The 13,720-nt window shown below is 58.1% G+C and carries 11 protein-coding genes; 3 read left to right on the top strand and 8 right to left on the bottom strand.

Annotation, left to right across the window (positions count from 1 at the left end; translation table 11 throughout):
- Window positions 1–113: 113 nt before the first annotated feature.
- The 3 genes from C5O24_RS06330 to C5O24_RS06340 are packed head-to-tail and all read right to left on the bottom strand — an operon-like array spanning window position 114 to window position 2,837.
- Window positions 114–1,067 (bottom strand): GNAT family N-acetyltransferase, encoded by a 954-nt coding sequence (locus C5O24_RS06330; protein WP_240604917.1) that lies wholly within the window; start codon window positions 1,065–1,067, stop codon window positions 114–116.
- Window positions 1,064–2,239 (bottom strand): DegT/DnrJ/EryC1/StrS family aminotransferase, encoded by a 1,176-nt coding sequence (locus tag C5O24_RS06335; RefSeq protein WP_107681584.1) that lies wholly within the window; start codon window positions 2,237–2,239, stop codon window positions 1,064–1,066. Before C5O24_RS06335 ends, C5O24_RS06330 begins: the two co-directional genes overlap by 4 nt.
- Entirely contained in the window at window positions 2,184–2,837 is a 654-nt protein-coding gene (locus C5O24_RS06340; RefSeq protein ID WP_107036025.1) for a WxcM-like domain-containing protein, read from the bottom strand. Before C5O24_RS06340 ends, C5O24_RS06335 begins: the two co-directional genes overlap by 56 nt.
- Window positions 2,838–2,961: 124 nt before the next feature.
- On the opposite strand from C5O24_RS06340, the gene C5O24_RS06345 reads away from it, so the two are divergent.
- Both C5O24_RS06345 and tpx read left to right on the top strand, forming a co-directional pair.
- Window positions 2,962–4,212: a hypothetical protein gene (locus C5O24_RS06345; protein WP_107681585.1), complete on the top strand. Its 1,251-nt coding sequence runs from the start codon at window positions 2,962–2,964 to the stop codon at window positions 4,210–4,212.
- Between the two features lie 40 nt (window positions 4,213–4,252).
- Window positions 4,253–4,753, top strand: coding sequence for a thiol peroxidase (gene tpx, locus C5O24_RS06350; RefSeq protein ID WP_107681590.1), 501 nt, complete (start codon window positions 4,253–4,255; stop codon window positions 4,751–4,753).
- A gap of 43 nt (window positions 4,754–4,796) precedes the next feature.
- On the opposite strand, the gene C5O24_RS06355 is transcribed toward tpx, so the two are convergent.
- Window positions 4,797–5,411 carry a lipocalin-like domain-containing protein gene (locus C5O24_RS06355; protein ID WP_107681586.1) on the bottom strand — a complete coding sequence of 205 codons (615 nt, stop codon included), beginning with the start codon at window positions 5,409–5,411 and terminating at the stop codon, window positions 4,797–4,799.
- A 128-nt stretch (window positions 5,412–5,539) separates the two neighbouring features.
- On the opposite strand from C5O24_RS06355, the gene C5O24_RS06360 reads away from it, so the two are divergent.
- Window positions 5,540–8,098, top strand: coding sequence for a DUF4493 domain-containing protein (locus tag C5O24_RS06360; RefSeq protein ID WP_107036021.1), 2,559 nt, complete (start codon window positions 5,540–5,542; stop codon window positions 8,096–8,098).
- A 49-nt stretch (window positions 8,099–8,147) separates the two neighbouring features.
- Here C5O24_RS06360 and folK read toward each other — a convergent pair whose 3' ends face one another.
- From folK to rimP, 4 genes are all read right to left on the bottom strand, one after another.
- Window positions 8,148–8,576 (bottom strand): 2-amino-4-hydroxy-6-hydroxymethyldihydropteridine diphosphokinase, encoded by a 429-nt coding sequence (gene folK / locus C5O24_RS06365; protein ID WP_161553826.1) that lies wholly within the window; start codon window positions 8,574–8,576, stop codon window positions 8,148–8,150.
- Complete coding sequence (gene infB, locus C5O24_RS06370) at window positions 8,573–11,482, bottom strand: translation initiation factor IF-2 (RefSeq protein WP_107681587.1); 2,910 nt, start codon at window positions 11,480–11,482, stop codon at window positions 8,573–8,575. Before infB ends, folK begins: the two co-directional genes overlap by 4 nt.
- A gap of 58 nt (window positions 11,483–11,540) precedes the next feature.
- Entirely contained in the window at window positions 11,541–12,833 is a 1,293-nt protein-coding gene (nusA, locus tag C5O24_RS06375) for a transcription termination factor NusA (RefSeq protein WP_107681588.1), read from the bottom strand.
- Window positions 12,834–12,907: 74 nt separating this feature from the next.
- Window positions 12,908–13,384, bottom strand: coding sequence for a ribosome assembly cofactor RimP (gene rimP, locus C5O24_RS06380; RefSeq protein ID WP_107036017.1), 477 nt, complete (start codon window positions 13,382–13,384; stop codon window positions 12,908–12,910).
- Window positions 13,385–13,720 lie beyond the last annotated feature (336 nt).

Consider the following 13,720-nt stretch of genomic DNA (forward strand, 5'->3'; position numbering starts at 1 on the left):
ATTATCCGGAAGATCACAGCACAGGCTACTCCTATATGATAGACTTATAGAACTTATGATAGACTTATAGGACTCGGTTAGTCTTATAAGCCTTATTAGTCACAAAAAAAGCCTCAGAGAGCGAGGGAGTAGGTGTCGTAGCAGACGGCGCGGGCGCCGAAGCCCTCTTTCTGAAATATCAGGCCGCCGTTGAGCAGATGTCCCATCTGCTCGGTGCTGCCGCCGAAGTCGAAGTAGGGCATGCGACTGTAAGTGTCGCTGACAAGGGTGTGGATAAGCAGGTCGATCGCTCCGAGGCTCTTACCGATAGGCGATGCGGAGATATATTGCGTGTGAACCACTCGGTCGGTCACATAGACCACCGCCGCCCCGAGCATACGCCCCTGCAGCATGGCGGCGTGGAGCGCGATCCTGTCGGGCCACATACGTGCCAGAGCGGTGATCTCCTCCAGCGAATGGACCGGCACAGCACCGTGGCGCGTCAGCAGATTTTCCGACAGTATCTTCCAGAACGCAGCATAATCGGCCGAGCGCACTATCTCCACCCCCGCCCGCAACGCCTTGCGTATCCCCGACCGGCGCGCCTCCGACATAGGCAGAGGCGAACCGAGATCTATGGCCGACGATATGCTGCGCCCCACTATGGAGGCGCCGCCCCCGATGGCAAACAGCGCATAAAGATCCTCCTGAGCCGGCATACGGTGATAGATATACGGCACCGGCTTATAGATCATCCGCCGCACTCCCCGGGCACGCAGATCCTCGGCGAGCATACGCATCATCGCCACGACCGCCTCGGCCGTAGCCCGGCTGTCGGTCACCAGTCCGCCGTAGGTGAGTCCGGCGTGGGAGTGGAACAGATCCCCCTCGATATTGCCCGGCATGACTGCCGCGAGGCGGCCTGCGCAACGGAATATGACCGACGCGTCGGCAAACCGTCCGGCATGATAGTCCATATAGCGGCGGTCGAACAGAAAAGTGCCGTTTTTTGACCGCGCCACAAAATCGTTCCACTCCGCAGCCATATCGGGAGCATAGCGATGCATCGTTATCCGCGCGGCATTCATATCTCCAGATCATTGATGATACGGGCTATCGCGGCAGCGTCGGCCACGGTCAGAGCACCGGCTATCGGCAGGCTCACGGCCTGACGGCAGATGCTTTCGGCCACCGGCAGCGGCGTGCGCGCCAGCTGACGCCGGGCATAGCATGGCTGCAGATGGGGCGGCACCGGATAATGGACATCGGTTGCCACTCCGGCTTCGAGCAGGCGCCGGCGGAACAGGTCGCGCGACGGGCCGGTGAAGCGCACCACATACTGGTGCCACACACAGTCGGTGACCGAATCCGACATCAGCGGCCTGACAAGGTCGGCACGGCATATGGTGCGCTCGTAGGCCATGGCGCGGGCAAAACGCGCCGCATTCTCCTCGGCCACACACGAGAGCTTCACGCGCAGCATGGCAGCCTGTATCGGATCGAGCCGGCTGTTGACTCCGGCATATATGTTGTGATAGCGGCGGTCAGAGCCATAATTGGCAAGCGCCCTGACCGTGGCTGCAAGCTCACGGTCGGAAGTCAGCACGGCTCCGGCATCGCCCAGCGCGCCGACGTTTTTAGTGGGATAGAAACTTATGGCCGACGCATGACCCAGCGCACCCGCACGGCAGCTGCCGGAAAGTCCGGCCACAGCAGAGCGCGCCCCTATGGCCTGGGCGCAGTCCTCCACCACAAGCATCCCTCGCGAAGCGGCCAGAGAAGCAAGAGTATCGTCCCAGCACACACGACCGTAGAGATGCACAGGCATTATGGCGCGGGTGCGGGACGTCAGAGCCGCCTCGACGAGCGAAGTGTCGAGATTCATCGTCAGCGGATCGGCATCGACCGGCACGGGCACGAGCGAGGCGTCGCTCACGGCGAGAACGGAGGCTATGAACGTGTGGGCCGGAACGATCACCTCGTCGCCCGGCTGCAGACGTCCCATCTCCACCCACGCGCGCAGAATCAGGCGCAGGGCGTCGTAGCCGTTGCCCGTGCCCACCGCACAATCCGTGCCGGCAAGCGCGGCAAGCTCCCCTTCGAAAGCTTCCACCTCCTCGCCGCCGATATAGCGCCCGCTCTCTATCACCCGGCAGGCCGCCTCGGCAAGCCGCCCGGCACAGGGAGCGTTGACAGCCGCGAGATCAAGAAACGGATAGCGGGGCGACTGCTCCTCGCTGCACTTCGATGAATTGCTCATAGTCATATAGATAATCCGTCGGATCATAAGGTGTGGAAGCCACCGCCAGCACAACGGCATCGGCGCTGCAACGCTCTATGACGCGCCACTGCGACGCATCAACGGCCACAGCTCCCGACGACACATCGAGCCGTCGGGTCAGCCGGCTGCCGGAGCCGTCGTCGGTGGTCAGATCGAAACTGCCCGAGGCCGCCATAAGCAGAGAGCGCTGGCGCAGGTGGGCATGATCGCCACGCGAACGGCCCGACGGAACATTCCAGATATAATAGACACGCTTCATGGCAAACGGCACACCGATGCCCCCCGAAACGTCGGCGCCCACCACAAGAGCCACACCGCCTGACGACACCACTATGTCGCAGCCGTCCGAAAAAAGCACACCCTCCGACGGATCGCCGATGGTCAGGCTGCCGCCCACAGTGACAGAGCCGTGCAGAGCCACTACCGCCCCGCAGCCGTCGAAACGCGACGGCACGGAGGCAAGCCATACCGACGACGGCACAAACGGCACCGCCCCCCCCTGCTCGATGAAAGCAAGAGAGCCGCGGCTGTCGCTGACTACAGGTATATGGATCCGGTTCAGGCTCATCATAGTCATAACGGCCTTCGCGACGATTTATTTCACACTCGGCAAAACACTTTCGGGCCGGCCGACGTTGTAATGACAGAAAACGATCTCGTTTTATCCATGCTCTAATATATTTTCAACTGTTTGTTTATTTATGAAAGGGATAATCCGATTGCCGCTGGCGGCGGCTGCCACAGCTATCGCATTCGCTTCAGCGTCAGCCGACAATCCTACTCCCCCGGACAACGCAGTCCGGGGGATTGAACGCATTCTCACGGCTCTGCGCTCCGCGCAGTGCTACAACGATACGGTGAGATTCACCGTCGGGATGCCGCAGCTCTCCGACGATGTGGTCTACGAAGTGGCTCTCCGGCAGATCCCCGCTCCCGACGACAAGCTGCTCCCATGCTCCTACGTCATCGACTGGCAGCTGACCGGACGCGACGAACCCTCGCGCGGCTTCTCGGCCTACTTCTCAGGCAACCACTACCGATACTCATCCCGTCGGCTTCAGGAATACCACTACGAAGCCGACTCGATGGCTTTCCGTCCACGCGAGATCGGAGGACTGAAAGGCGACGGAGTGCAGCGCACGGCACAGTTCGCCTCCCTGCTACCGACACTTCTTGCCGACGAGATAGAAAACCTGGCGAAGGATCCGTCATGCACCATGACACTGAACGCCGACACTATCATAGGGGGCATAAGCCGCACAGCCCTGAGGGCGGTGAGGCATCTCGAAGGCCAGGAGCGCACGGCCTCCGAAGCCGAGATGATATTCGACTGCTCTACCTTGCTTCCGGTCAGGCTTCACTATGAGAACTCCCCCGGCACCGTCAGCGAGCAGACTGTCGACGCCGACTACCTCACGGCTACCGTCGGAGATCCAGCCGGATGCCCCGCCCTGACCGAAGAGCAGCTTATCGCAACCTATCCCGACGTATTCGCCAACTATCGCCGCAGCAATTTCCGCGTGGAGAGCCTGCCGGGCAACCCGATGCCGGAATTCGCCCTGCCGACGCTCACCGGCGAACGCTATTCGCGTCTTGCCACCGACCGCTTCGCCTCCCCGACGCTGATAGTGGTGCTTGATCCCGAAGGGGGCTTCACCGGGCAGTTTATCGACGCCGTGCGCCAGGGGGTGGCACAGCTTCCCTTTGCAGCCGACATAATATGGGCGTTCACCGGCAACCACGCCGACACCATAGAGTCGCTGACCGGGCCGGCACGACTCGGCGAAACCACACTCATAAGCGCCCGAGGCCTCGCCCGCGACTGCGGCGCGGCCACTCTGCCCGCAGCACTCATCTGCCGCAAGGACGGCCGCGTGGCCGACATCATAGTCGGATTCAACAATAACCTTGCCGCCGACGTTATACAGAAAACGACGGTAGCCGGCCAATAACCGGCCGGCCACCATGCCATATAATGACTACACAAAAACTATGCAGACTATCTATTTCAAAGGACAACCCTGCCACACTTACGGCGAACCGCCCGCTGTCGGGCAGGCCGCGCCGGCATTCCACCTGACAGCACCCGATCTATCGGACTGCTCGCTCGACACCTTTGCAGGCAAACGCATCGTGCTCAACATCTTCCCGAGCCTCGACACCGAGGTGTGCGCCCGGTCAGTGCGCCGCTTCAACGAAGAGGCCGCCAAGCTCGAAGATACGGCTGTGGTGTGCGTGTCGATGGATCTACCCTTCGCCATGGGTCGATTCTGCACACTCGAGGGGATCAACGGCGTGACATTCGCCTCCGCTTTCCGTTCGCCGCTGTTCGGCCAGAACTACGGAGTGATGATGACCGACGGCCCGCTTGCCGGATTGCTTGCGCGCGCAGTCATGATAATCGATAAAAACCGAAAAATAGAATACGTGGAGCTCGTAGGGGAGATAACCCACGAACCCGACTACAAAGCCGCCCTCTCGACGCTCAGATAATATACCGTTTCTCTCAAGGCTTCACCTTACGTCCGGAACTTATTCATTTCGCAGCCGCCGGACGCAGGGTGAAGCCTGCCGTTATACCCTCATACGAAGAGAGTATCTTCGACATGGCCTGCGCCGAGGAGCTGCCGCTTATGGCCGCTACCTTATCGACGATCCATATAAGTTTCGACACGTCGAAAGTCAGATCGATACTATTCTTGCCGTTGCGCTTTATGCAAGCGTCCATGCTTCCGATCGGCACTTTGCCGCCAAGTCGGAAGCTGAGAGTCATCGTGGCGTCGGAATCTTTCGGAGCCGGCTCCACTATGCCGCCGAGACTTACCCGTCCGAGCTTCATGGTGAAAGTGGAGTCGGGCGAGAATGTCACCTCCGCCTTGTCGAATCCGGCCGTTTTGTAATATGGCTCAAGCTTCTTTTCGACAGCCGTCGCTGCCGCCGCTCCACCCGCCTTCTTCAGCAGATTGTCGGACTTGAAAGTCACTGCCGGAGAGTCGTATCTCCATGTTCCGGCCACCGACTCCAGAGTGATGGCCGTTTTGGTCCCGAGAATACCTCCGATCAGGCTGCGGAGATCAGTCTGCGCGCTCAGATCGGCCACACCGCATATAGACATGGCCAGCAGGAGCACTGCAACAATACGTTTTGTCATAAGTCAAGTATCTAAGTAACTCTCAAAATAATGAAAGTGCAAATTTAACCATATTTAAGCGCGCGCCACAAATTCGGTTAACCTATATTTGTTAACTTTACAGACTTTTGATAAAACCCTCACGCGCATTGACACACCATCATACTCTTACACACCTCATCCTCACCACGTTTTTTGCCATCACGCTGACGATACTCGGCAGCTGTGCGTCCGACTCGTCATCGCCAGTCAACGACAGCGGCATGATACACCCCATAGTCACCATTGATCCGACCGTTATCGATGACGACAACGCCGGCCCGTCGCAGCCCACAGTAGGCACAGCGCCTCTGCCCGAAGAGATGAGCAGCACACTCGCCACCGCCGACGGTTCGCTGTCGCATTCATGGGCGTCACTGGCCGATTTTCCGGTCGACCAGCCGTTTCTCGCCGGAAAATACAACCTCGATGTCTACTCCGGATCAGACATGACCGAGGGGTTTGACTGCCCATATTTCACAGGCTCGGCCGAATTCACACTCAACGGCGGCGAGGAGGCGCAGCCCGAAGTGGTGTGCACGCTCGCCAACACCATGCTCGACGTCGACTTCACAAGCGGATTCAGCGAATACTTCGCCGACTGTTCGGTGACATTCCACAGCCACGGAGGCCGATATGTGGATTTCTCACACGATGAAACCCGCTACGTATTCCTTCGTCCGGGCGACATCGATGTGAGTCTGAACCTGACGCTTGCCGACGGACGAAGCTGCTCCGTATATATGACCTGCATCAAGAACGCACTGCCGCGCCACTGCTACACGGCCACTCTCACACTTTCGACCGACAACCCGGATGTGCCGGCTGTAACGCTCTCGCTTGACGAACGGATATCGACCGACAACGTCACCATACGCCTGACGCCGGCGCTTCTTGCCGCCAAAGCGCCTGAAATCCACTGCGAGGGATTTGCCGACGGATCGCCGCTGCACATAACCGAAGGATCAGTGCCCGACCACAGCATAGCCGCCACAGTCGACGCTGCCTCACTGTTGAGCGGGCTTTTCCTGAGCACCAACTCACCCACGCTGCTCGCCGGAGGATGGCCGGCTGAAATAAACCTTATGGAGGCATCCGAAAGCGATATGGCGGCAATGCGCTCGTTCGGTCTGGCATTAGTCAGTTCGGCCGACGGAAGTCTTACAGTCGATTTCACCAAGGTGGTGCCGAATCTTCGGCTGGCAGAGGGCATAACACAGCACCGGCTGCAGCTACAGGCACGCACACGCACCAATATAGAATCCCGACCGGCCATACTCGCCGTAGAACTTGGCGGTGTCGATGTGACTCTGATCGAAGTGAGCGAGGCCGTCATGGGGATCGACAGCTGCACCATGCGCATATCGCTTCCTGCCGAAGCCTCGCTTGACGACGTGGCGGTAGAGATTCTCGGCGATGACGGACAGTGGACCGCACCTGCCGAAACGATCCGGACACCCGGAGCCGGAGGCCACAGCGCGACGATAACGTTCGACGTTCCGGCCGGACAGTCCGACATCGGATCACGGATAATGTATTGCGGTGCGGTCAAGGCCACAGCCTCCATACGCCGGCGAGCGCCGGAATTCAATATCAGCGTCGACGCATTCTCCCACAGTGCTGTGGTAATGATCGAGTCATCTGATCCAGGACTGACATCGTACATCACCCGCAACGCCTCGATCTACGCCAACGGCGTGCCTACAATCGAACTGGCACGAATGGAAGACAACGGCGTGATTACCGTCACCGGACTTAAAGCCGACACCCGCTACACACTGCGTGCTACAGTATTGACCCAGCCGCGCGGCAATGCCGACTTCACCGCACCGGTCGATATCACCACCGAAAAAGCCCAGCAACTCCCCAACGCCGACTTCGAGGAACGCAGAAAATCGGTTGAGTACCGCAATCTGCCGAGCGGTGGCCGGTATTCGCAGACCATCGTCGGCATCTTCAACAGGCAAAACCACGCAAACATCAAACAGGAAGCCCCCCAGAGCTGGGCCAACGTCAACGCAAAGACATTCTGCATGGATGCAGCCCGGCACAACACCTGGTATATGCAGCCCTCCACCGAGTCGGTACTCGACGCTTATCTCAATTCCTACGGGGTTCGCATACAAAGCGTAGGATGGGATATCGACGGACCTGAGATTCCCGATTACCGGCAGCCCGATCCCCCCTACACAGACTATAGCCGCAATATTCCACGGCCTGCACACAGATCGGCCGGACGTCTGTTTCTCGGATCATACCGGTTTGACCCGGCCACAATGACCGAAACCTACGACGAGGGAATAGAATTCGCCTCACGACCTATGGCACTGAACGGATTCTACAAATATCTGCCGGGATCCACCGCCACCGCTGAGCGCGGATTTGTCAGAGTGGAAGTGACCGGCATATCGTCCGACGGCGCAGAAATCACCATAGCCAAAGCCGAGACAGCGCTGCCTGCCGCCACAGGCTACACGGCATTTACCGTGCCGCTGAGCTACACAGTGCCCGGAGTCAAGGCCACAAAAATCAAAGTACTTCTCGCTTCATCTACAGCAGTGGGCACCATCGATGAAGAGACAGCATCGGTAATAACCATAGCCGATCCTGTCACAGCCACTTACAGAGGAAGCACACTGTGGGTCGACGCGCTATCGCTGTCATATTAATCAGTCTCTCCGGTTATCTGACCCCGGACGGACACTCCGACACAGCCTTCTATCCAAGCGGGCTGCGATAGTCAGGTTCAAGCTCAAGCAGAGGCTCCATCACAAAGCGCCGTCCGGCAGCATGGGGATGAGGCAGCGTGAGCCGGCGGCTGACATACACCATACGTCCGTAGTCGATCAGATCTATATCGAGCAGGCGGTCGGCATATCCGCCCGATGCGTCGCGGTGTGACGCGCCGCCACCGACACCACGCTCTATCTCGAGCAGCACCGAGAGCAGACTTTCCGGATGCAGGTCGCAGTCTATCATCATGCCGACATTCACAAAAGCGTTGTCGCTTTCGAATCCCCACGGCTCCGACTCCACCGCCCGGCTCACCCTTGCCCCGGGAAAACGGCTGCAAACGGCAGCGACCGCCCGCCCTATGAGAGCATGACGGTCGCCGATATTCGATCCGATGTTGATATGTGCTATCAAAGCGTCTTCTTCACTTCCACCTCCTCGAAGGCCTCTATCATGTCGCCCTCCTGAAGGTCGTTGTAGTTGTGGAGATTCAGACCGCAGTCGTAACCCGACAGCACCTCTTTCACATCGTCCTTGAAACGCTTTAGCGAATCAAGCTCGCCTGTGTGGCGCACAATGCCGCCACGTATCACGCGCACCTTGCACGAACGCTTGAGTTTGCCCTCGCGCACGATACATCCGGCCACGGTGCCCACCTTGGAAATCTTGTAGGTCTGAAGCACCTCGGCCGTACCGATCACCTCCTCCTTGATTTCAGGCGCAAGCATTCCCTCCATGGCGTCTTTCACCTCCTCTATAGCCTGATATATGACCGAATAGAGGCGTATCTGCACTCCCTCGCGCTCGGCCTCGCGGCGGGCGGCCTGCGACGGACGCACCTGGAAACCGATGATGATGGCATCGGAAGCGGCGGCGAGAGTCACATCGCTCTCGGATATCTCGCCCACAGCCTTGTGGAGCACATTGACCTGTATCTCCTCAGTGGAGAGCTTGATAAGCGAATCGCTCAGAGCCTCGATCGAACCGTCGACGTCGCCCTTGACGATGATATTCAGTTCCTGGAAATTGCCTATGGCGCGGCGGCGGCCGATATCCTCCAGAGTGAGGATCTTCTTGGTACGCGCACCCTGCTCGCGCTGGAGCTGCTCGCGCTTGTTGGCGATCTCGCGGGCCTCCGATTCGGCTTCCATCACATTGAATGTGTCGCCTGCTGTCGGAGCGCCGTTCAGACCCAGTATCAGGGCCGGCTCCGAGGGTCCGGCCTCCTTGATGCGCTGGTTGCGCTCGTTGAACATAGCCTTGATACGGCCGAAGTGGGTTCCGGCCAGGATCACGTCGCCAACACGGAGAGTGCCGTTCTGCACGAGCACCGTAGCCACATATCCGCGGCCCTTGTCGAGCGACGACTCGATGATGGAACCTGTGGCACGACGGTCGGGGTTGGCCTTCAGATCAAGCATCTCAGCCTCGAGAAGCACTTTTTCCATGAGTTCCTCGACTCCGATACCCTTCTTGGCCGATATATCCTGCGACTGGTATTTGCCACCCCATTCCTCCACGAGGTAGTTCATGTTGGCCAGCTCCTCCTTCACCTTGTCGGGATTGGCGGCGGGCTTGTCGATCTTGTTTATGGCAAACACGATAGGCACTCCGGCAGCCGAAGCATGATTGATAGCCTCGATGGTCTGCGGCATGACGTTGTCGTCGGCGGCCACAATGATGATACAGATGTCCGTGACCTTCGCGCCTCGGGCACGCATGGCGGTGAATGCCTCATGACCCGGGGTATCGAGGAAAGTGATATGACGTCCGTCGGCAAGCTTCACGTTGTAGGCGCCTATATGCTGCGTGATGCCTCCGGCCTCGCCGGCGATTACATTGGCCTTGCGGATATAGTCGAGAAGCGATGTCTTGCCGTGGTCCACGTGACCCATGACGGTGACTATCGGCGGACGGCTGACAAGCTGATCTTCCGAATCCTCCTCCTGATTGATGGCCTCGACCACCTCGGCCGAGACATACTCGGTTTCGAATCCGAACTCCTCGGCTACGATATTGATCGTTTCGGCGTCAAGACGCTGGTTGATGCTCACCATCACTCCGAGGCTCATACATGTGCCTATGACCTTATTGACCGGCACATCCATGAGCGAGGCAAGATCGTTGGCGGTAACGAACTCTGTCAGCTTCAGCACGCGGCTTTCGGCGGCCTCCAGTTCGTGGGCCTCACGTTCGCGCTCGGCATTGATCTCTTTCTTCTCCTTGCGCCATTTGGCCGATTTCTTCAGACCCTTGTCCTTGTTGGTCAGGCGGGCGAGAGTCTCCTTGACCTGCCTCTGAACATCCTCCTCGGTCACTTCCGAATGCGACTGCGAGCCATGACGCTGACGGTCGCGCCCGCGCTGGCGGTCGCGGTCGCCCTTCTGCTGGTTCTGGCGCTGTCCGCCTCCGTTCTGAGCCGACTGCTGGGCGGTCTTCTCTATATCGATTTTTTCTTTTCCTCCGTTACGCTTGCGCTTCTTGCGGTCGCCTGCGGCTGCCGTTCCTCCTGCGGCAGCACCCTGGCCCTGACGACCGGCGGCGATACGGTCGTTGCGCTTCTCTTCTTTGCTCTTACGGCGAGGACGTGTCGACTGGTTGATAGCCGACAGGTCGATCTTGCCGACCACATTGATATTAAGTGTCGGACGGGCGTTGGGGCTGAACACTCCATCGGTTTCTGACGCTGCAGCCTCTTTGCCGGGCTCTTCCGCCGGCGATGCTGCTTCACCCTTGGCTTCAGGCTTCGTCTCAGCCTTGTCGGCCTCCTCTGCGGCCACTTTCGCAGTGGCCACAGGCTCCGGCTTGGCCGGCTCCTCAGGCTTTGTCTCAGGCTCGACCTTGGCCGGCTCTGCCTCGGGCTTCTTTTCGGTCATGGAAGCTACCGGCTCGGCGCTCTTATTTTCGGCCGCCGGTTCGGCCACAGCGTTGCTCTGCTCGACCGGAGCGCTCTTGACAGGCTCTTCGGCCACCTCTGCCGACGGCGATGTCACCACCGGCTTGCGCGAGTCGAGATCGATGTGTCCCACGACCTTGGGTCCCTGCTGCACCGGGGCCTCGATTTTTATCTCCGGAGCCTGACGCTGTTCGGGCTGACGCTCCTTGGTCTTGCCGTGACGGTCGCCCGAGAGATTGTCGCTCTTGGTTTTCTGAACCCTGTCGGTCTGGTACTCCTTGACGATAATATCGAGCACGCTGTCGTCGACACGTGCGTTGGGGTTATCCTCGATGGTGATGCCTTTCTTGCGCAGGAAGTCGATCAGTGTGGGGAGGGCCACATTGAAGTCCCTTGCTATTTTACTTATTTTCGTTCTCGCCATATAATGTTTTGACAGTTTTTGTTGTTGGTTTGAGGAGAGTTGTCAGTCGCGCCGCCGATCAGGCTTCGGGCGCAGCCTCGTCGCCGCCTTCGGGCAGATCCTCGAATTCGGCGCGGAGCACCTGGAGAAGCTGGTCGACGGTCGACTCTTCGAGATCGGCCTTGTCGATAATCTCCTGACGCGACAGTGCAAGCACGTTTTTGGCGGTGACAAGTCCCATATTCTTGAGGGTCTCGATCACCCAGGGATCGATTTCGTCCTTGAATTCGTCGAGATAGATATCCTCTTCCTGCACCTCGTCGCTCTCACGGTAGACGTCGATCACATATCCGGTAAGCATCGATGCGAGCTTGATATTCAGACCCTGCTTGCCGATGGCCAGCGACACCTCTTCGGGACGGAGGAACACCTCGGCCTTCTTCTCTTCCTCGTCGATACGGATTGTCGACACCCGCGCGGGGCTGAGCGCACGCTGTATGAACAGCGAGGGGTTGGATGTGTAGTTGATCACATCGATATTCTCGTTGCGAAGCTCGCGGACGATACCGTGTATGCGCGATCCCTTGACACCGACACAGGCTCCGACGGGATCTATGCGCTCGTCGTAGCTCTCCACGGCAATCTTGGCGCGCTCACCCGGGATGCGTGCCACCGCACGTATGCTGATGAGTCCGTCGTGGATCTCGGGCACCTCCAGCTCAAACAGGCGGCGAAGGAAATTCTCGCTCGTGCGGCTGACGGTGATCTTGGGATTGTTGTTCTTGTTGTCGACATTCGACACCACGGCACGCACTGTCTCACCCTTGCGGAAGAAGTCGCCGGGGATCGACTCGCTCTTGGGGAGTAGCAGCTCGTTTTTGTCGTCGTCGAGCAGCAGGGTCTCGCGCGACCATGTCTGATAAACCTCGCCGGTGACCAGTTCGCCCTCAAGCTCCTTGAATTTGTCGTAGATAGCCTCTTTCTGCAGATCGAGTATCTTAGACTGGAGCGTCTGGCGAAGGGTGAGTATGGCGCGGCGGCCGAAGTCGGCGAAGAATATCTCGCGGGTGTGCTCGTCGCCTATCTCGGCGTCGGGATCCTGATCGGCCTTTGCGTCGGTCAGTCCGATCTGCAGGTTGGGATCGGTCACAGTGCCGTCCTCCACCACTTCGAGATTCTGGAAGATCTGCACGTCGCCCTTGTCGGGGTTGAGGATCACATCGAGATTGACATCGGTGCCGAACATTTTTGCCAGCACATTGCGGAACGATTCCTCAAGCACGTTGATCATCGTGATCTTGTCGATATTCTTGAGCTCCTTGAATTCGGCGAAACATGCCACCAGATTGGGAGTTTCCTCTTTTTTTGCCATAACCGGTTTATATCTTGTGTGGTTTTATTTTATTGTAAATAAGTCGTCTATAATATTGATTCCGAACCCGCGGCTCACTTGAAGTCGATCACCGGAGTGACACGGTTGGTGTCGGCGAGCTTTACGGTGACGGTTTCCTCCACCATCACGGGTTTCTTCTTGCCCTCGGGACGCACCTTGCGGGTTGTCAGCAGAGAGATCTCCGAAAGATCGTCGCTCACCGACTGCAGCACACCGCAGAGCTTCTTGCCCCCCTCGCGCAACATCACCTCCACTTCGTGGCCTATATTCTTGTCATACTGTCCCTTGACCTTCAGAGGAGAGGTCAGCCCGGCCGACCCCACTTCCAGCTCATAATCCTCGGCCTCGCGGTCAAACGCCGCCTCGATTTTGCGCGACAACGCCACACAGGTGTCGATATCCACACCTTCCGGACTGTCGATCTCCACCGTTATACGGTTGTCGGGCGTGACGCTTACATCCACCAGAAACAGATCCGTGTCACGGAGTGCCTCTTCGACCGTAAGCGTCAGTTGATTCTTGTCTATCATATTGTCGATTGGGTTCGTTGACTGATATTCATCCGCAGCCGTAAACAAAAGGAGGAAGCTCTCTGGCCTCCTCCGCGACTGCTTTGTGATGCAAAGTTACAACATATTTTCCATACAATAGCTCTATTTCGCCTCTTTTTATGCATCCGGGAGGGATCGCGATTCAATATTAACTATTAATTAACTTAATTTAATTATATTTATAACACATTCTTAACAAGCAGCTCTGCTATCGTCCATTCCACACCCAACCATCGCGCAACAATAAACAGAGGCCTCACAACGTTATCAAGTCATGAGCCGACCGGAAATATCTGTCATAATACCGTATTACAA

The organism is Paramuribaculum intestinale, assembly GCF_003024925.1.
Lineage (GTDB): Bacteria > Bacteroidota > Bacteroidia > Bacteroidales > Muribaculaceae > Paramuribaculum > Paramuribaculum intestinale.

Coding starts and splice junctions, on each gene's coding strand:
- C5O24_RS06330 (WP_240604917.1), bottom strand. CDS start 1,067: ATGAATGCCGCGCGGATAACGATGCATCGCTATGCTCCCGATATGGCT.
- C5O24_RS06335 (WP_107681584.1), bottom strand. CDS start 2,239: ATGAGCAATTCATCGAAGTGCAGCGAGGAGCAGTCGCCCCGCTATCCG.
- C5O24_RS06340 (WP_107036025.1), bottom strand. CDS start 2,837: ATGACTATGATGAGCCTGAACCGGATCCATATACCTGTAGTCAGCGAC.
- C5O24_RS06345 (WP_107681585.1), top strand. CDS start 2,962: ATGAAAGGGATAATCCGATTGCCGCTGGCGGCGGCTGCCACAGCTATC.
- tpx (WP_107681590.1), top strand. CDS start 4,253: ATGCAGACTATCTATTTCAAAGGACAACCCTGCCACACTTACGGCGAA.
- C5O24_RS06355 (WP_107681586.1), bottom strand. CDS start 5,411: ATGACAAAACGTATTGTTGCAGTGCTCCTGCTGGCCATGTCTATATGC.
- infB (WP_107681587.1), bottom strand. CDS start 11,482: ATGGCGAGAACGAAAATAAGTAAAATAGCAAGGGACTTCAATGTGGCC.
- nusA (WP_107681588.1), bottom strand. CDS start 12,833: ATGGCAAAAAAAGAGGAAACTCCCAATCTGGTGGCATGTTTCGCCGAA.
- rimP (WP_107036017.1), bottom strand. CDS start 13,384: ATGATAGACAAGAATCAACTGACGCTTACGGTCGAAGAGGCACTCCGT.